Annotated in this window: 15 protein-coding genes; 2 read left to right on the top strand and 13 right to left on the bottom strand. The window is 55.1% G+C overall.

Going from position 1 to position 19,536, the window contains the following annotated elements:
* Genes mukB through cmoM form a run of 4 tightly spaced genes read right to left on the bottom strand, consistent with a single transcriptional unit; the run spans position 1 to position 7,250 of the window.
* Complete coding sequence (gene mukB / locus A6U95_RS16985; RefSeq protein ID WP_065685319.1) at positions 1–4,440, bottom strand: chromosome partition protein MukB; 4,440 nt, start codon at positions 4,438–4,440, stop codon at positions 1–3.
* On the bottom strand, positions 4,437–5,165 hold the full coding sequence (gene mukE, locus A6U95_RS16990) for a chromosome partition protein MukE (protein WP_024484592.1): 729 nt from the start codon (positions 5,163–5,165) through the stop codon (positions 4,437–4,439). Before mukE ends, mukB begins: the two co-directional genes overlap by 4 nt.
* A complete protein-coding gene (gene mukF, locus A6U95_RS16995) occupies positions 5,146–6,468 on the bottom strand; it encodes a chromosome partition protein MukF (protein ID WP_024484593.1) in 1,323 nt (440 codons plus the stop codon). The genes mukE and mukF overlap by 20 nt, the downstream gene beginning before the upstream one ends.
* Positions 6,465–7,250, bottom strand: a complete 786-nt coding sequence (gene cmoM, locus A6U95_RS17000; RefSeq protein WP_024484594.1) for a tRNA uridine 5-oxyacetic acid(34) methyltransferase CmoM — start codon at positions 7,248–7,250, stop codon at positions 6,465–6,467. Before cmoM ends, mukF begins: the two co-directional genes overlap by 4 nt.
* 152 nt (positions 7,251–7,402) lie before the next feature.
* Here cmoM and elyC point away from each other — a divergent pair, with 152 nt between their 5' ends.
* The gene (gene elyC / locus A6U95_RS17005) at positions 7,403–8,176 is read left to right on the top strand and encodes an envelope biogenesis factor ElyC (protein WP_065685320.1); all 774 of its coding nucleotides are present in this window, start codon (positions 7,403–7,405) and stop codon (positions 8,174–8,176) included.
* Here the strand turns inward: elyC and A6U95_RS17010 are convergent.
* The 6 genes from A6U95_RS17010 to A6U95_RS17035 form a co-directional block, all read right to left on the bottom strand.
* Positions 8,173–9,069, bottom strand: coding sequence for a YcbJ family phosphotransferase (locus A6U95_RS17010; RefSeq protein WP_065685321.1), 897 nt, complete (start codon positions 9,067–9,069; stop codon positions 8,173–8,175). The genes elyC and A6U95_RS17010 overlap by 4 nt on opposite strands.
* A gap of 134 nt (positions 9,070–9,203) precedes the next feature.
* The gene (kdsB, locus tag A6U95_RS17015; protein ID WP_024530368.1) at positions 9,204–9,953 is read right to left on the bottom strand and encodes a 3-deoxy-manno-octulosonate cytidylyltransferase; all 750 of its coding nucleotides are present in this window, start codon (positions 9,951–9,953) and stop codon (positions 9,204–9,206) included.
* Positions 9,950–10,132 carry a Trm112 family protein gene (locus tag A6U95_RS17020; RefSeq protein WP_021804911.1) on the bottom strand — a complete coding sequence of 61 codons (183 nt, stop codon included), beginning with the start codon at positions 10,130–10,132 and terminating at the stop codon, positions 9,950–9,952. Before A6U95_RS17020 ends, kdsB begins: the two co-directional genes overlap by 4 nt.
* Positions 10,133–10,461: 329 nt before the next feature.
* Positions 10,462–11,688 carry a winged helix-turn-helix domain-containing protein gene (locus A6U95_RS17025; protein WP_065685322.1) on the bottom strand — a complete coding sequence of 409 codons (1,227 nt, stop codon included), beginning with the start codon at positions 11,686–11,688 and terminating at the stop codon, positions 10,462–10,464.
* A 110-nt stretch (positions 11,689–11,798) separates the two neighbouring features.
* A complete protein-coding gene (locus A6U95_RS17030) occupies positions 11,799–12,020 on the bottom strand; it encodes a cold shock domain-containing protein (protein WP_021804913.1) in 222 nt (73 codons plus the stop codon).
* A 221-nt stretch (positions 12,021–12,241) separates the two neighbouring features.
* A complete protein-coding gene (locus A6U95_RS17035) occupies positions 12,242–12,451 on the bottom strand; it encodes a cold shock domain-containing protein (RefSeq protein WP_021804914.1) in 210 nt (69 codons plus the stop codon).
* Between the two features lie 517 nt (positions 12,452–12,968).
* Between A6U95_RS17035 and A6U95_RS17040 the strand changes: the two genes are divergently transcribed.
* Positions 12,969–14,375: a VOC family protein gene (locus tag A6U95_RS17040; RefSeq protein WP_065685323.1), complete on the top strand. Its 1,407-nt coding sequence runs from the start codon at positions 12,969–12,971 to the stop codon at positions 14,373–14,375.
* Between the two features lies 1 nt (position 14,376).
* Here the strand turns inward: A6U95_RS17040 and lpxK are convergent, their stop codons facing one another.
* Genes lpxK through A6U95_RS17055 form a run of 3 tightly spaced genes read right to left on the bottom strand, consistent with a single transcriptional unit; the run spans position 14,377 to position 19,411 of the window.
* Entirely contained in the window at positions 14,377–15,354 is a 978-nt protein-coding gene (gene lpxK, locus A6U95_RS17045) for a tetraacyldisaccharide 4'-kinase (RefSeq protein ID WP_065685324.1), read from the bottom strand.
* A complete protein-coding gene (gene msbA / locus A6U95_RS17050) occupies positions 15,354–17,099 on the bottom strand; it encodes a lipid A ABC transporter ATP-binding protein/permease MsbA (protein ID WP_024484602.1) in 1,746 nt (581 codons plus the stop codon). Before msbA ends, lpxK begins: the two co-directional genes overlap by 1 nt.
* A 35-nt stretch (positions 17,100–17,134) precedes the next feature.
* On the bottom strand, positions 17,135–19,411 hold the full coding sequence (locus A6U95_RS17055; protein WP_083196401.1) for a ComEC family protein: 2,277 nt from the start codon (positions 19,409–19,411) through the stop codon (positions 17,135–17,137).
* Positions 19,412–19,536 lie beyond the last annotated feature (125 nt).

Genomic DNA, 19,536 nt, shown 5'->3' on the forward strand with positions numbered 1-19,536 from the left:
TTATTCCGACACCGAGTCTAAAGCCGGTTGTTCACTGGCGAACCCACGCAGGCCAACCACGTGCACATGCTCATGGTTCTGGAACACCTTACGCACCAGTTTATAGGTAGTCCCTTTTTCCGGGCTGATGTTTTCTGGCGCGGCGATAATCAACTGCATCTCCAGACGATCGCACAGCTCAAACAGCGTGGCGATGGATTTGGCATCCAGACGCGCGGCTTCATCAAGGAACAGCAGGCGGCAAGGTGAAATATCTTTACCCCGCAGGCGGCGTGATTCCTCTTCCCAGCTCTGCACCACCATCACCAGAATTGACATGCCGGTACCGATCGCTTCCCCGGTAGACAACGCGCCACTTTCTGCACGCAGCCAGCCGTCGGAGCCACGGAAGACTTCCACTTCCAGCTCCAGATAGTTACGGTAATCCAGCAGCTCTTCACCAATGGTTTGTGGCGTACGCTGGCCCATATCGATCTGCGGATTCAGGCGCTGATACAGCTTGGCCAACGCTTCCGAGAAGGTCAGACGGTTGCTGTTAAACAGATCCTGATGCTGTTCCTGCTGCTCGGAGAGCACATCCAGCAAGGTGGCATGTGCTTCCCGTACGTTGACGTTCAAGCGCACGCTCTTCACCTGACCGAAGGAAACCGCCTGCAGCCCCTGGTTGAGCATCCGGATACGGTTCTGCTCGCGCTGAATGGTCTTGCGGATAATGTTCGCCACGCTCTTCGAACTGATCGCCAGTTTCTGTTCGCGCGCGGTCAGCTCTTCGGTCAGACGGCCCAGTTCGATCTCCATTTGTTCGATAGCTTCGACCGGATCGTCAGTGCGGATAATATCCTGGCGGATACGCTCGCGCAGATGCTGATAGACCGCGATAAAGAACTGGATCTTGCGCTCTGGCCGTTTCGGATCTTCCGACAGGCGCAGCACATCACGCAGATGTTCGTTATCTGCCACCGCCAGACGCAGCGCACCCAATGCCTTATCCGACATCGAACGCAGCTCGTCACCGTCCATATAGGCCAGTTCACGACGGTGCAAACGGCGTTCAACCCCGTTGTCTTTCACCAGACGCATCACGGCACACCAGCCCGCCTTGGCCGTCACCACTTGCTCACGCAGTTGGTAATAATCACGCTCCAGCTTGCGCAGTCTCTTTTGCAGGCTGTCCATTTCCGCTTCGCAGAAGGTCAGCTGTTTCTCCAACTGGTTACGGCGGTTACGGTTATTACTCAGCGAGGCATGTAATTCGTCCCGGCGCTGCCGCGCGCGGGCTTCGGCATTGGCATCGGCCTGCACGCCAATGTCCACCAGTTCCTGGCTCAGCTCTTTAAGCATGTCGCGTTTGGCGTCATAAGAGCTTTTCAGCGAGGCCAGCACCTGGCTGTATTGCGTAAACTGGGTCTGATACTGGCGCAGTTGCTCGCGGGCGCGGGTACGTTCCGCTTCCGCATGTTCCAGGCGTTGACGCAGTTTATCGTTGAGATCGTTATCAGCATTCTGCATACCGGCAGAGTCGGTATAGCTGAAGTGCGCGCGGCGCTGTACCACTTCCGTCAGGGCAAAGGCTTGCTGTTTGGCCTGGCGTTGGGTTGCCTGGGCCTGTACATAGTCCTGCTGTAGCTGCTCATGCTGCTCCGGATCGCTTTGCAGCACCGACAACATGGGCTCCAGCTTGGCCAAGGAAACGCCGTGCTGTTGGATATAGCGCGCAGCATCCTGCGCCTCTTCCATTTCCTCACGGATCTCTTCGACACGATCCTGCAAGGTTTCATCATTCAACAGTGAGACCAGCGGCATCAGGCGGTTGAGCGCAGAAATGCCCTCTTTTGCCTGATCGTATTGCTGACGCTGCTGTTGGTTCTGCGCTTCGTGGTTATTGAGCGCACGCTCAATTTCACCCCGCCGGCTGTTCAGAGCACGGATATCCGCTTCAGGATCCGCGTCAAACGCCACGGCGAGGTGTGAACCGATAAAGCGGCTGAACGCCTGGTGAGAACGCTGGGTTTTCTGCACGTCAAATGACAAGGTGGCGTAGCGTTCGGCCAATGAGTCACGTTCTGCGTACAGCACTTCCAGGCGATTTTCCCGGGCAGCACGGCCAAATAGCGGCACCTCAGGGTAGCGCGAGTAACGCCACTGGCGATCGGCAATTTTCACTACCACCGCTTTTTCTTGCTCTTCGACGGCGAACACACTGTCGTCAAACGACTGCGGATCCCCTTCGATCAGGTAGAGATCTTCCGGGCAATCTTCCAACCCTTCCAGCATCTCGCGCACCAGAGACAGATCCGGCACCACAATGGCGTGGCGCGACGGGCCGTACAGCGCGGAGAAGTACGGGGCATCGTCAATGGTGACATCGTCATAGATTTCCGACAGCAGCACGCCGCCAAAGCGCTCCGCCAGCGTCACCAGACGCTGATCTTCTGCCCCGCTCGGCTGGCTGAGGCGTTCAACCTGCGCTTCGATTTCGCGCTTGCGGCTGGCCACTTCATCACGTTCAACCGTGGTTTCGCGTTCGCGCTCCAGCAGTTGCTGCATGTATTCGGTAACCTGCTGACCATCTTCGAAGGCTTCACCGCTCTGCTCGCTGAGCTGGGTCAGTGAATCCTGCGCGGCCAACCAAATTGGTGCCCTGGCGGTCAGCTCTTTGATGCGCTGTTGGATCTGCTCCAGCTCCTGGCGCATTTCCATCCGGCGCTCACCGGCTTCGCTGACGCTTTGCGACAACGATTCCAAACGCTCTTCCAGCTCTTGCTGCAAGGCATCAAGTTCATCCGGCTGATAACTCTGCCCGTGACGTTTACAGAACTCCTGTAACAGACGTTCGGCATCCTGCTGCGAGCGCAAGCGTTGCTCCAACTCGCTCAAACGCATCCGCAACGGCTGCACACGCTCGGCCTGATGCTGCTGCGAAGGCCAATCACGCAATAGCTCACGCGCAGTTTGCCAGGCTTCACTGCGGCTGACTTCGCCCGCAATTTTACCCACCAGTTGGTAGGCCTGCTCGAACTGGCTGTGAGCGGCATCCGCCACGCTTAACTTTTGTTCCAACAGCAACAGGGACTCTGTCGCTTCCTGCTCACGCGCCTGGAAGGTATCCAGCCACTCCTCGGCATTTTCGGCGGTCAGTTCCGGCACCTGGCACAGCGCACGAGCGCGTTCAAGAGCCTGAAGAGCCTGCTGATATTGAATGGCGCGGGTTTGCTGCACGTCCAACGCCTGCTGGTAATCGGCGAGCTGGCTTTTCAGCTCATCCACCTCCAGCTCTGCGGCTTCGGCACGCGCTTCGTTTTCTGCCTGCTGCTCGCTCGCTTCGGCGACAACCTCATTCTGTTCTTCCAGACGGTAGGTCAGCTCTTCCAGATCGCCTTCATAGCGTTCGATCTTTTCCTGCTGGCGCATTGCGGTCTGCACCAGATTGAGGTGATCGCTGGCAGCCTGATAATCGGTTTCCAGATCGGATTCGGCACCGCTTTGCTCAGCCAGCTCACGCGCCATTTCAACGTGGCGGAACTGCTCGGCGGCCAGCTGTTTGCGACTGCTCAGCAACTCGTTGCGCAATACCAGCGCCCCATCCAGATGGATACGCCGTTCATTGGCGTGTCGCATGTAGTCTGCGGCAACGTACGAGGTCGCTTCGGAGATCAGATGCTTGAACAAATCGCGGTCCGACTGGGTGACGCGGATCGCTTCCAACGTCATGCGGTTCTCGCGCAGTGCGGCTTCCATATCCTGGAACGCTTTACGCACACCGCCGTTTTCCGGTAACAGGTAATCACGCAGAGAACGGGTGATGGCGCTGGAAATCCCGCCGTACAGCGAGGCTTCGATCAGACGATAGAACTTGCTGCGGTCGGAAGAAGTGCGCAGGCGCTTGGGCAGCACCCCCAGATCAAACATCAAGGCGTGGTAATCGGTGATGGAGTTGAACTGCTTGAACTGCACCCCTTCCATCTCTTCAACACGCTCTTTCAGTTCCTGCAACGAGAGGACTCGAGCCTGGCGCTCACCCACGGTCTCGGTCAGCAGTTCGGTCGGTTGCACCGCCGTTGGCAGCCCCTGAATGGTGAAAGGTTTGATATCGACCTTACGATCGCGCCCCGCAACCTGTTGCAGACGAACCCCGACCACCACACGCTGGTGGCGTGAGTTGACTACGTCCAGCGTTGAGTAGCAGACACCGGCGCGCAATTTACCGTGCAGGCCTTTATCGCGTGAACCGCTGGTGGCACCGGCTTCGGTGGTGTTACGAAAGTGCAGCAGCGTCAGATCCGGGATCAGCGCCGTGACGAAGGCCGCCATGGTGGTGGACTTACCGGCCCCGTTACCGCCCGAAAGCGTGGTGACCAGCTCATCGAGATCAAAGGTTCGGGCAAAGAAACCGTTCCAGTTAACCAGCGTCAGTGAGCGAAATTTACCGCGTTCAATCATTCCTGTTCATCCTCTGCACTGTCCGGGGTGGCTTCTGCCTGCGCATCTTCCGCATCAACGTCATCGTTCAGTGACAGGCTGTTTTCAACCGGCATCGCCTCACCGTCGCGGATCATCCGCAACTGGGCTTCGCGCGGGTCGTCACCGCTACGCACATCGGCACCGAAGCGGAACACCGCCTCGGTAATGCGGAATTTGCTGTTGTCATTGCCCATGAAATACACCATGCCCAGACGGCGCAGGCGATTGAGCGAGGAGCGCACTTTCTCGTGCAGCTTCTGACGATCGAGATCCGAACCGGTGGAGCGCTGGTTGACGAACTTCAGCAGCTTGCTCTCATCCGCCAGGCTCAGCAGCTCATCGTACAGTTCCTGCTGGCTGAAAATGCCTTCGTGCGCCAGGCGTTCGGGGCTCAGGTAGAGGTAGCACAGGATCTTGCCGACCATCATGTCCAGCTCGGAAAGCACCGAGCGTGGAATGAGCGTGGTCGAGCGCGGGCGCAAATAGAAGAACCCTTCCGGCGCCCGGATCAGCTCGACGCTGTAACGGGTATAAAACTCTTCCAGCTCGTCTTGAAAATCCATGAGGAATGCGTGGTTGTCCAATTCATCGATACCGATGTGACGACCTGCGCGCAATTGGCTGTCCAACGCCGGAAACAGCGTATTAGACAATGCCTTGGCCAGCTTGACTGGCATTACTTGTTCAATATTTGTCGATGACATGGGCCTGTACCTTGGCTCCGTAATCATTGATTGCCTGCCACTGCGCGGGCAACCCTGAAAAATCAGCTTCAGCCACACCAAGGCGCACTGCCTGGTCGACCACAATGCGGGCAACGTCAAAGTGACGCACACGCGGATATTGCGCCAGATAATCGCGCATCACTGCCCCTAAATCGAGCGGCATTTTTTGTTCCTGGTAAACCTTCAGTGCCTGTTCGATCATCGCTGCCAGCTGTTCGCGAATTTCGCTGAACTCTTCATATTCCAGATCTGGCGGCAGTTCCCCGGTGACCTCCTCACTGCGTAACGCCAGCTCCTCGTCTCGCATATCGAGCAGACGATCGGCGTTGGCATGGGTCAGCGTCCAAGGGTTATCGAAGTAGTTTTGTACCGATTGGCGCAGGCGTTGGGCGAACACGCGGTTTTTATCCATATCGATGGCGGTACGGATAAACTTGTGCACGTGGCGATCGTAGCCGATCCACAGATCAATCGCCTGTTGGCCCCAACTGATGATGCGATCCAGCTTGCTTTGCAAATCAAACACCAGCTTATCGACAAAGCCCAGCTCCATCTCACCCAGCGTGGCGTCCTGAATGCGCAGCAGGTTGGCCTGGAGTTTATCACCTGCGGCCTCCAGCGTATCCTGAAGTTCACGCAAGGTACCGGAGGTTTCAGACAGCAGCATTTCACAGCTGGAGATCGCCGCTCGCCAATCCTGATTCAGCAGCGCCGCAATATCGGTTTTCACACTCTGCTGCTGTTCATCCATCAGGCGCTGGGTCAGATCGATACTGTCGAAGATCTCCGCTACCGAGTATTTCAACGGAGCAAAGACGTTGCGGTGCCAATGGAAATCATCGCCGCCCTCTTCGGCTGCGTCTGCGGCACGCTTTAACTCTTCCGCCACGATCGACAGCTGCATGGAAAGGCGCAGGGTCGAAAACTCACGCTGGCGGATATAGTAATCGGTTATACCAATACCCAGCGGCGTCAGGCGATAGATGGCATTGCCGTCTGCCAACTCGCTGGTAAAACGGTTCAACAGGCGCTGGCGCACCATGTCGTTAATCGCATTGTTGGCGCGTATCGCCACCGTTTCATGCGTCTGTTCAAACCCTTTGCTGACATGGCGAAATGCATCAACCAGCTCACCTTCGCTCATCTCGCCGTCCAGCCGCTCACCATTTAACGTGGCGATAGCCAGCAAAAACGCAAGACGCTCAGTGGGGAGCGAAATAGAGAAATCATTTTTCCGTGCCCAGGCGACCAGTTCGGGTACTGTCTGGGAAAATTCACTCATAGTTCGTCCTTCAGGTTCGGTTTATGCGCCGAGACGTGAATATAGCGCCCCAAACTCACGTAAGGCTCTTGCCGACAATAAAGCTGTTCAAGCGCCAGTAACTCTTCAAATTTTTGGGTCTGTAGCTGCCTGCTTTGCAGATAATCATGGAAAACCCTCACGCCGGTTTTGCCTGAAATCTGCATGCCCATCTGCTCCAACCAGCCGTAGACCAGCGGTGGGCTGTGTGGATACTGCGGCGACAGCGAGCGCTTGCGACGCCGCCTGACCTCGGGATCCACCAGTTGGAAATTGCCCAACACCACATTACGCATCAACAAACCGTTGGCATTAAAGAACATCAATGACAGTGCGCCACCGGGCACCAGGCAATCAAACAACGCCTGTAATGCCACCTGTGGTTCGGCGATCCACTCCAAAACCGCATGAAACAATATCAGATCGACCGGTTGTGCCAAATGCTGACCAATCTCTTGCGCCGAACTTTGTATGAATTGCATGTTCTGGCTCACACCTTTCTGCTCGGCCAGCAACGCAGCGCGTTGGATCATCTCACCAGAAAGATCGCACAACAAGACCTGATGTCCTAATTCTGCCAGTTGGCAGGCCATATGGCCTTCGCCCCCACCAGCATCCAGAATGCGCAGCGGCCGCTGTGGCAACTGGGCCAGCAGCGTGGTCAGATCCTGCCAGACCACCGCCTGACGGATTTTCCCCTTGGTGGTGCCGTAAATATTACGCGCAAACTTCTCGGCAATATCGTCAAAATTGCGATCCTGCATGGACAACGGCTCCGCTGATTTTATCTTGGCCGACGGCAAAGCGCCTGCCCATTCAAACCTGCTATTTTGGCACAGACTGGCTTAGAATAAATCTTCTTGCAGCATGAATGCGGCCAGATGTCGTTTTTTCGCCCAAAAGGACCTGATTTTTGATGTTATTTAACTTAAAAAAATTTATTGGTGGCCTGATGATGCCTCTACCCGCCCTGCTGTTGTTAATGGGGCTGGCATTATTGCTGCTGTGGTTTACCCGTTGGCAGAAAAGCGGCAAAGTCATATTAAGCCTGAGCTGGCTGCTGTTGCTGTTGCTCAGCCTGCAACCGGTCGCCGATCGCCTGTTGAAGCCGTTAGAATCCAGTTACCCGACCTATAGAGGCAACGGCCAGATTGACTATATCGTGGTGCTTGGCGGCGGTTATACTTATAACCCGGACTGGGCTCCCAGCTCTAACCTGCTCAACAACAGCCTGCCACGGGTGACCGAAGGCGTCAGGCTATACCTGTCGCACCCGGGTAGCAAGATGGTCTTTACCGGTGGAAAAGGCGCGAAAACGCAAAGCAGCGCGGCCACCGCAGCACTGGTGGCGGAAAGCCTGGGCGTACCTGCCAACGACATCGTGCTGGTGGACCGCCCGCGGGATACCGAACAGGAAGCCGCAGAGGTCGCCAAATTGGTGGGGAAACAGCCGTTTGCGCTGGTGACATCCGCCAATCACTTGCCACGTGCCATGCGTTTCTTTGAGGCCCAAGGCCTGCACCCAATCCCGGCTCCGGCCAATCAACTGGCCATTACTTCACCGCTGAATATCTGGGATCGGGTAATGCCTTCCGCCATGTTCCTTGGGCACAGCGAACGGGCGGCATATGAAACGCTGGGCAGCCTGTGGCAACAGCTAAAAGGGGATGGTGAGGTCAGCAGCGATTAGTGAGCCAGCCAGGGCCGTAGCTGTTGTGCGGCCTGATCGAACGCCGGGCGATCCAGCTTGCCGGTATGGATCATCCTGGCTACCGCCTCCCACACCACATAAAGCCAACGACGAGACAGGAAAGACTCCGCCACCGGCGCACGCTGTAGGTAGTGGAACAGCAGTTGATCCGGCATCCCCGCCTCGCAAAGCCTGAACAGCTCATATTCCCGTGGCGCCCACAGCATCATGCCTGGGTTGAGCATCGCCAGCAGTTGGTCGGTTTTGGCATCTTTCAGCATGCTGCGCAAGCCCAGATTACCGTGCACCAGCACGCAAGGGTCGTCAAAATCGGCAAAGAAGTCGATGAGCATTTCGCGCGTGCGGTACAGCAGACGGCGATCTGCCATGCTTAACAGCGGCGAGTTCATATTACCCAGAGTTGACCAAAGTACCTCGATACGCTGATGGTACCAGCTGCACCAGTCATTCTCCTGCGTGCTGTCAACCGTGCCCACGCAGCCGTGGCTGTCGATACGGTGCCAGGCCAGCATGCCGTCGACAATCTGGTCCATCAAGGCTTCCCAACGGGCCAAAGTCCGGGTTGGCGCCTCGACCGACACGCCACGCAGGCGTTCGATCAGCAAAATCTCTTTGTAGGGCGCTTGCCGGGTGTAGACCACGCCAAACACCGTTGGCAGACGAATGTCCCCTTCGCGCGCCAGCATGGATAGCTTGTAAGCTTCCTGCTGGGCAATGCCCTCACAGACGAAGCTTTTCGCCATCAGCGGGATCGCATGATCCTGGCGATCGTACAATGAATACAGATGGGCATAAGGCTGTTCGCTGACGCGTTCCAGACGACCGACGGACTCTCCCAGCACAATACTCAATTCGGCACGCAGCTGCTCCATAGGACGACCCCCTCCAGATTAAGGATAAGCACCTGTCATCATTGAACGGTGAGCGGAGAAATTCTTCAATGCAGATCAATAAAAGGAGGGAATCAGGGAATTGAGATGGCCGGGGTCTCCGGCCGATAGACGACTCAACGCTTGATGCTGTCCCGCACTCGTTGCAGGTCTTCTGGAGTATCGACACCGACGCTCGGAATGGCCTGCGCCACCGCGACGTGGATCTTTTCGCCGTACCACAGCACACGCAACTGCTCCAGCAGTTCAATCTGTTCCAGCTGGCTTGGTTGCCAACTGACGTAGCGGCGGACAAAACCGGCACGGTAGGCATAAATCCCGATATGCCGCAGCAGGCTATTGCCAATACTCTCTTTTGACTGAGCAAAACGCTCACGATCCCAAGGGATGGTGGCGCGTGAGAAATAGAGCGCATAGCCTTGCGCATCCATCACCACCTTGACCGCATTCGGGTTGAAGGCTTCTTCTGCGGTTTCGATCGGCACCGCCAGCGTGGCCATCCCTGCGCTACTGGCCGCCAGGTTTTCTGCTACCTGACGCACGATAACCGGCGGGATCATCGGCTCATCGCCTTGCACATTGACAATGATCTCATCATCGGCAAAGCCACATTTCTCGATCACTTCCGCTAGGCGTTCGGTGCCGGAATGGTGGTCCGGGCTGGTCATGCAAACTTCACCGCCGGCAGCCTCAACCGCTTTGGCCACCTCTGGGTGATCGGTGGCGACAATCACGCGGGAAGCCCCTGATTCACGGGCTCGTTCCATCACATGCACCACCATCGGCTTACCGTGGATATCCGCCAACGGTTTACCCGGCAAGCGGGTGGACGCGTAACGCGCCGGGATGATAGCGATAAAACTCATGCGTGCTTCTCGTCCAGTGGGATGGTGCGTGCTTCGTTTTCCAGCAATACCGGAATACCATCACGCAGTGGGTAGGCCAGGCCGTCCAGTTTGCAGACCAGTTCCTGATGTTCTTTATTGAAATAGAGCTTACCGTTGCAAACTGGGCAGGCAATGATTTCGAGTAAACGGTGATCCATGCTTCCTCCAGGGGAAGATATGCTAACAAGGAAAGTGCGTGAGGATAGCATAACGCCATAGGGCCGGTTAATCACCGCCTGATTTGCTCAGAGGGCTGCCGAACGGGAAATTTTTCTGCGGGGGTTGAATCACTCCATTGGCAGGCGTAGAATTTTTTGTGACTTACATCACAAAAAAATGAGAACCTGCAAATGATCAAACGTCTCCATAAAATCATCGCGCTGTTTGCCAACTACAGCAACTGAGGAACGCGGGGCGAGTATATGCGCCCCTACAATTTAGCGGGCGGCGTTGAAATTCGTTTTACCCTCGGTGACAACGTCGTTCGTTATTCTATTCCCCAGCCTTGCCCCCACTCTGCTGCCAGCGATGCGGGTACATCTCCTAGCGAGACCTGCTGCGCCCCGTGCCATTTCGCCGTACGGGTAATTGCCTGACGAATATCCTGACAACGCTGCTTACCCAGCTTGATCCCAGTTTCAAGATGGAAACTGATCACTTCAAAAACACCCTGCTTTCGGTGCATTTTCACATCTACCCGGCCAATCAGTTCGCCCCGCTGCAACAGCGGCAAGGTGAAATAGCCGTACTGGCGTTTTTCTTTTGGCGTGTAGCATTCCAACCTATAGTCAAAGCTGAACAGTTCCAGCGCGCGCCGCCGATCCCACACCACCGGATCAAAAGGAGACAGCAGGCAGGTTACCGTGGATTTCAACTTCCCTTGTTCCGCCAGTGCCAACTCGGCCGCCAGCGACTGATGGACATAAAATTCCCCTTCCAGCCCGTCGATAGCGATCTGGGAGATCTCTCCCTGCTGTAATAGCGTTGCCAACAACGGTTTGGGAGCGACGCGTTTCAATCGGTAATAATCCGCCAGCCATTCGGCTTTAAACACGCCGAGATAGCGGCAACTGCGGGTGAGCATCTGTTGCTGCGCTGTCGCCTGAGATAAGGCATGCACATCATCATCCCACTGCGGCAATAAACGTTCGGTGAGATCATAGACACGGTGAAAATTACGGCGTTCAGCCACCATCAACTTGCCAGAGGTAAACAGAATTTCCAGATGACGCTTTTCCGGCTTCCAATCCCACCAGCCGTTAGCGCCTTTCTTTTCCGCGCTAAAATCGGCCGAACGCACCGGCCCTTGCACCGCGATATGCTGTAGCAGTTCATCGATAGCCTGTTGGTGCTGTTGTACCCATTCCTGCGAGTATTTCCACCCCATCCCCTGCGGTTGCAGCATGCGATGGCGTAACAAACCAAAGTCATCGATGGGGAGAAAACAGGCTTCGTGCGCCCAGTACTCGAACAGTTTGCGGCTAGCCAACGCCTGTTCCAGCCATTCTGGCCGATAATCGCCCAGGCGACTGAACAGCACCAGGTAAGGGCTACGGGCCACCACGCTGATGGTGTCAATTTGCAGCAACCCCATACGATCGATGGCGTTCACTACATCATCGGGGCAAGCCTGGCGTTTAATTGGGGATAGCAGCCCTTGAGCGGCAAGATGAAGCGCGCGGGCAGAGGAAAGCGAAATAACGGGGATTGGCATCCTGATATCCAAGGGTCATTGAGCAATGGCCTGATGATAGAGGATCCTGAGGAAATTTTCTTCGCCAGTGCATGGGGTGGCGGCACCGGCACTGGCGAGGAAAGTTTGGGTCAGAACGCGATAACGTCTGCCGCTGACAGCCCGTGAGAGCTACGATAAATCGAGAACTCGACGTTCTGACCTTCGTTTAATGACTTGTTTTTGGTATTGGCGATAGCACGGCGGCTAACATAAATTTCGTCACTACCATCGACCGGTGAAATAACACCATAGCCTTGAGCCTGATCAAACCATTTTACCTGGCCCATTTTTAGCATTGTATTCTTAAACATATTTTATATCCTTTCACTTGAGCATCCTTCACAACGTTATTTTTGTTATTGTGTGGACGCTACCAGCCCATCCTAAAGTTTTTCGTAACAAACCTCTCGTGAGCAAAAATTAAAAAACCCGCACTGCGGCGGGCTTGTTGAGCTTAATATCTTCCGCATAACTCAGCATTAACGCGTCATTATGGTTGTATTAAGCTCTCTATACGCTATTCCCTGTAAACTTACAGAGCAACAACGTTGGCGGCAGCCGGCCCGCGCGGGCTGTCCTGAATGGTATACTCAACACGCTGGCCTTCTGCCAGAGTCTTGAAACCTTCGGTCATGATTGCAGAGAAGTGTACGAATACATCTTTGCCGCCATCTTGTTGTTCAATGAAACCAAAACCTTTACTTTCGTTGAACCACTTAACCTGACCAGTCTTCTTAGACATTACTATTACCTTTTAAATATTTACAAAAACCTGCCCTATGGCAATTTGGCCGTTTTTCAGAATCATTACTTATGGGAGGTACTTAGAAGGTTCGTCTTTGAAGCGGAATCAGATGATAACGTCTTGGGAGGAACTACTTAATCTATACTCGTACATAAATAGCGCTGCATCACAGGCCGGTATACATTTACTCATAAACTCATCATCAAGACAAGAGGTTTATCACACTTTTTAGCTACATTCGCCAAGAATATTCCTATCGCACTGATTTTAATAGTTTAAATTCCTCTTATTTTTAGCGCATTGCAGGAGCATCTCGCTCATCACTCACCACTTGGGGTTATGCCTGCAAATGAGAGCCAACGCATAAAACACTAATATCGTTAGCCAATCGATAACAAATCACGAACCAACTGACTAGACTTGAGTCAAAAACACGGTGAGGTGTCATCTAGTCAGCACTATTGGCGGCCTAAACCGCATTTTTCAGATTTTATTGAGCTAAGGAGCTAGCAGTATGATCGACCAGCACTTCGTCTCGCCGAATGACATTCGCGCCAAATTTTCCCTGGCAATGTCGGCCATGTATCAACAAGAGGTGCCACTGTACGGTGACTTGATCGAACTGGTCGCTGAAACCAATCGGGAGGTGCTGAGTAAAGATTCAGCCCTGGCACATGGGTTGCAGATTACCGGTGAAATCGGTCGATTATCGATGGAGCGCCACGGCGCTATCCGCGTCGGCACGGCAGCTGAATTGCAGACCTTACGACGACTGTTTGCCGTCATGGGCATGTCTCCGGTGGGTTATTACGATCTGACAGCTGCTGGCGTCCCCGTCCACTCCACCGCCTTTCGTGCCGTACACGAAGCCGATCTGCAAGTCAGCCCGTTTCGCATATTTACTTCGTTGCTACGACTGGAACTGATTGAGAATGTGGCGCTGCGCGAGCTGGCACAACGACTGCTGGATCGCCGCTGCATTTTTACCGAGCGGGCTTTGGAGCTGATAGCGGTACATGAAATCCAGGGCGGGCTGGATGCCGAACAGGCGCAAGAATTTGTTGCCCAGGCGCTCGAAACCTTCCGTTGGCACCGTTTGGCCACCGTCAGCGCCAGTGAATATCAACAGTTGCACAATCAACATCGTCTGATCGCCGATATCGTTGCCTTCAAAGGGCCACATATCAACCATCTGACGCCAAGAACGCTGGATATCGATCGGGTACAGGCGGCAATGCCAGAACGCGGGATCCCCCCCAAAGCGGTGATCGAAGGCCCGCCTACGCGCCACTGCCCTATTCTGTTACGCCAGACCAGTTTCAAAGCGTTAGAGGAGCAAGTCCTGTTTATCGAACCTGACGGTCATCAGGTTGTGGGGCATCATACCGCGCGTTTCGGTGAGATTGAGCAACGGGGAGTCGCCCTAACCGCCAAAGGGCGTGCGCTTTACGATCGCCTGCTGCAGGCCGCGCAGGATGCATTACAGGTTCCGGCTACGGAAGATAATGCTCCACGCTATTACCAACTGCTGGCTGAACATTTCCAGACCTTCCCGGATGATTACAATGCACTACGTGTGCAGCAATTAGCCTGGTTCCGCTATTTCCCTACCGAATGCGGGCTGGCAGCTAAAGAGACCGTTGAGCAGCACAGCACGCTCGAACAGCTCATCGCACTGGACTACATCCGCTTCCAGCCGTTGGTGTATGAGGATTTCCTGCCAGTCAGCGCCGCCGGAATTTTTCAGTCTAATCTGGGGGGCAGCCGCCATGCGCAATACGCGGCGTCATCGAGCCGTACGGCGTTTGAACAGGCATTAGGGGCAGGCGTGATTGATGAATTGGCGCTTTATCAGCAAACGCAGCAGCGCTCACTGCAAGCTTGCGCGCAAGCCTTGGGCTTGCACGCTTTAGAAGCTTAGATTATTTGATTAACTTCTGGATCCCTTGCAACAGTTGCTCGGCCTGCTCGGTGGGAAGTACCGCTTCAACCGGTAAATACCACCAGTCAGGCTGGGCAAAGGCACGGCATTTCACCGCATCCTTCTCGGTCATCAGCAGCGTTTGGCCTTGGCTCGCCAATGCGGCTAACTGCCCGTGGTTGTATTCCTGGTGATCGGCAAAGGCCACCTCACGCTCGACCTCAACTCCCAACTTTTCTAGCGTGGCGAAAAACCTTGGGGGATGACCTATCCCTGCCATCGCCACTACGTGGGGTAATTCGATCGCCGGGCGGCGTTCACCGCTGGCGATATTCACCGCATCCTGCGCCTGGAGCTTCATGGCGATTTCCCCCGGCTGGGCAACACCGCCATTTGCCACACAGGCATCCACCGTCTTTAAGCGGGACACACGCTCACGCATTGGGCCAGCGGGTAACCACCAACCGTTGCCGAAGCGACGAACGCCATCGATCACCACCAGCTCAAAATCACGCTGTAAAGCATAGTGCTGGAGACCATCGTCGGTGATGATCAAATCAAGCTCGCCTTGGTTCAACAAGGCTTGCACCGCTTCGGCGCGCTTTGGCGAAATAGCCACCTGCGCCCCGGTACGCTGATAGATCAGCACGGGTTCATCACCGGCTTGCCGGGTGGTAGTCTGAGCATCCAGCACCAGCGGATAGACCGCCGACTTGCCGCCGTAACCTCTGGAAACCACGCCGACCCGGTAGCCACGCTGTTGCAGCTGTTCAACCAACCAGATCACCATCGGTGTTTTACCATTGCCACCCGCAGTGAGGTTCCCCACGATAACCACCGGCACCGGCGCACGCCAACTCTTGCGCAAGCCACAGCGGTAGCTAAGGCGGATCAGGCCGCTCACCAGGCCATACAGCCAGGAGAGCGGCAACAGCAGCAGGTAAACCAGTGAACTACCGGACCAGATGCGCTCTATCATTACTGACCAAACTGCATGCGGTGAAGTTGTGCGTAAGCCCCTTTCTGCTCGATCAACTCGGCATGCTGGCCACGCTCAACGATACGCCCATCTTCAACCACCAGGATCTCATCGGCTTTCTCGATAGTCGACAGACGGTGGGCAATCACCAATGAGGTACGGTTTTTCTGCAGTTCGTCCAAGGCCGCCTGGATCGCACGCTCGGATTCGGTATCCAGCGCGGAGGTGGCTTCATCCAGGATCAGGATTGGGCAATCTCGCAGCAAGGCACGAGCGATGGCAATACGCTGACGCTGACCACCGGAAAGCATCACGCCGTTCTCACCGATCACCGTATCCAGACCATGCTCCATTTTATCAATGAAGTCGGTGGCATAGGCCATACGTGCCGCTTTCTCAATTTCTTCACGGCTGTAACGCTCTTCACGAGCATAGGCAATGTTGTTGGCAATGGTGTCGTTGAACAGGTGGACGTTCTGTGAGACCAGGGCAACCTGATCGCGCAATGAGGCCAGGGTATATTCCCGCAGATCATGGCCATCCATCAGGATCTGCCCTTCCTGCACGTCGTAGAAGCGCGTCAACAGGTTGGCAATCGTCGATTTACCCGAACCAGAACGGCCAACCAACGCCACAGTTTTACCTTCTGAAATGCTCAGATTGATGTCACGCAGCGCCGGGATCTCACGCCCTGGATAGGCAAAGGTCACATTACGGAATTCGATATCACCTTTGGCACGCTCAACCTGGCGAGTACCGGTATCCTTTTCCTGTTCCAAATCCAGGATAGAGAACAACGTCTGGCAGGCCGCCATCCCGCGCTGGAACTGAGCATTCACGTTGGTCAAGGATTTCAGTGGGCGCATCAAGGCAATCATGGCGGAGAACACCACGGTAATGGTACCGGCTGTCAGCGTATCCATCACGCTAGGGAAGCTTGCTGCAAACAGCACAAACGCCAAAGCCAATGAGGCGATCAACTGAATAATAGGATCGGCAATAGAAGAAGCCGAAACCAGCTTCATCCCCTGCTGACGCATGCGGTTACTGACGGTGTTGAAGCGCTCGGTTTCCACCTGTTGGCCACCAAAGATCAGCACTTCTTTATGCCCTTTCAGCATCTGTTCTGCACTGGTCGTCACCTGCCCCATGGTGTTTTGCATATTTTTACTGATATTGCGGAAACGTTTGGAGACCAGGCGGATCGCGAAGGAGACGATCGGTGCCAGTACGATCAGGATCAGTGAAAGCTGCCAACTGTAATAAAACATCATGATGAACAGGCCGATGATCGAGGCCCCTTCACGCACCACGGTAACCAACGCGCTGGAGGAGGATGAAGCTACCTGTTCCGAGTCGTAGGTAATACGTGAAAGCAGAGTTCCTGTTGATTGCTGGTCAAAAAAGGCCACCGGCATTCGCATCATATGGCCGAACAGACGACGGCGCATCTGCATCACCACCATGCCTGACACCCAGGAAATACAGTAGCTGGAGACATAGCTGGTGATGCCGCGCATCAACATCAGGCCAATCACGACCAGCGGCATCCAATGCAAGACTCGGCTATCGGCTTTACCAAAGTCGTCTAATAACGGTTTGAGCAGGGACAGCATTAACGTATCCCCCGCTGCGTTTAAAACCAGCGCAATGGCGGCGACCACCAACCCGGTTTTAAACGGTGTGATCATCGGCCAGAGGCGGCGGAACGTCTGCCAGGTGGACAGATCTTTATCATTCATCATGCAAATACCAGCATCGGAAGAAATAGCGGCCCATTCTACTCATTATCCCCCTCAACGCCAAACCGCTGATGATACCAACGTGGATTTAGTTGTTCGCGAAAGCCTTTAACTTGCCAATCATGACGATAAAAAAACACGCTAAGCTGCCCTGAGCGGGCCGTATCACGCCAGGGAATGTGATTTTCCCGATAGCGTTTGACTATTTTTGCTGCCGGTAACCGCCAGGCGTTATAGCGGGATGCCGAGGCAAACGCCAGCTCGGGGGAAACTGCACGCAAAAATGGCGGCGTTGAAGATGTCTTACTGCCGTGATGAGGCACCTGAAGGATAGTGCTGGGTAAATTCGCACGTTGTTTCAGCAACGCCTGCTCGGCCCGGCGTTCAATATCCCCAGTCAGTAACAGGCTGAACTTGCCATCATCGACACGCACTACGCAGGAGTCATCGTTAGCGGCATAATCCACCCGTGCTGGTGGCCACAACACCTGAAAGTTTAGCTCTCGCCACACCCACCGCTGCCCTTGAACGCAAGGCAGGTAGCCAACGTTCACGATCGGCGTACGCACGCTGGCCTGTGGAAATGCGGCTGCCAATATCGGCAAACCGCCGATATGATCCAGATGGCTATGGCTGATAACGATTTGCTCCAGCGAAATCTGCCGCCAGCGCAGAAATGGCAAAATGTTGCGCTCTGCCGCACTGGAGGCTTGCCAGCGGTTGCCCGCATCAAAGATGACGGCCTTTCCTTCCCGCTCGATCACCACCGCCAGGCCGTGCCCTACGTCGAGCACATCGACCCGCCAGCGATAATCTGACGATCTTTCCCGCCAGAACAGACAGCCTAGCACCACAACGGCGCAACCGACAGGAAAGTGATACCACCAGCGAAAACGCCAGCAAACCACGGCTAACCACCCAAGGACGCTAAATTGCAGCAAGGCAGCCCCAACCTGTAGCCACCCTTGCTCAAGCCCAGGTAGCGGCCATAAGGCCCAACTGACGGTAAGATCGGCCAATTGCCAACACCAGTGGCTTACCGGCGGAATAAAAAACAGCATCAGTGCCAACAATATCAGCGGAACCGACAACAGAGAGACGATCGGTACCGCCCAAAGGTTGGCGGGTAACGATGTCCAGCTCAAGCCATGAAACAGGCCAAATTGTAGCGGCATCAGCAACAGCGTCATTCCTAGTTGCATGTGTAGCCAACGCAGAGGTGCCCAGCCCAAAGAAGTGCTGAAGCGCCTTGGCAACGGTGCCCATTCAAACCAAAAGATTAAGGCCGCAACCGCTAGGGCGGAGAGCCAGAAGCTGTCCGAAAGCACTGACATAGGATCGCACAGCAACAGCAGGCTGATACACCACAGCCAGATTTGCCAGGAAGTGCAGGAAACGCCTTTGAGGCGCAAGCAGAGCCACAGAGACAAGGCAATAAAGGCCCTCATTGCCGGAGGTTGCCCACCTGCCAGCCACACATAGCACAGCGCCATCAACCAACTGACGATCAGCGGCAAACGGTAGCCGATATAACGCGCGGGCAATAAAAACTGCACGCCACGCGCCAACCCCCAGGCAAAGGCAGCGGCCAGGGAAATATGCAGGCCAGAAATCGCCATCAGGTGAGCCACACCGGTTTTCATCAGTTGCCCGCGCAGCTCATTACTCATCAGCGTCCGTTCGCCAAACGCCAGCGCCAGCAACACCGGGCGTTGTGTCAGCGGCATGAGGGATTGATCCCTCTGTTTGACGATCAACTGGCGCCAGTTGCAGCCCTTATCCAGTGCCGTTGCAGAACGTATAAAGCCACGCAACGGTTGCCGATTAGCAATGGCCCAACGCTGCCCGTCAAAACCCCCTTCATTCAGGCTGCTGTGTACCGGGCGAAAGCGAACTTTCATCGCCCAACGTTGCCCTGCACAGGGCTTTTCGCCGCGCCAGTTTGCCGTAAAGGACAACGCAGGCACCAGCCAACGCCCGCTAACCTGCTCAATACGCAGTTGTACCTGTGGCGTTTCAGCCCCGTTCAACCGGATGCTACGCACGGAAGCAATCACGGCTTTATCGCCGCTGGTCGTCAACGTTGCGACTTGCTGCATCAACAGGCTGGCACTACCAGTGGCGTAGATAAAGCCCAGCAGGCAGCAGCACAGTGCCTGGCGCCATGGATTCGGCTTATATCGCCATAGCCACAAAGCCGGAACGGCTAGCCCCATCAATAAAGGCCACGACGGTAAGTGGGGCAAAAACAGTATCGGCAGCATCCCCATCACCGAAGCGATGGTGGCCCTATCCAGTGAGATCCTGATTTCCACACTCCTTGCAAATTTTATCCTGCAACAAATGTGACTTCTCAAACGGATAACCACCAGTTGCAGGTTGCTACTCAGGAAAGGAGGTCGTAAACAATCGGTTGGCTATTTGGCATTTGCAGGAAAGG

This window comes from Serratia sp. 14-2641, from assembly GCF_001692375.1.
GTDB classification, from domain to species: domain Bacteria; phylum Pseudomonadota; class Gammaproteobacteria; order Enterobacterales; family Enterobacteriaceae; genus Chania; species Chania fonticola_C.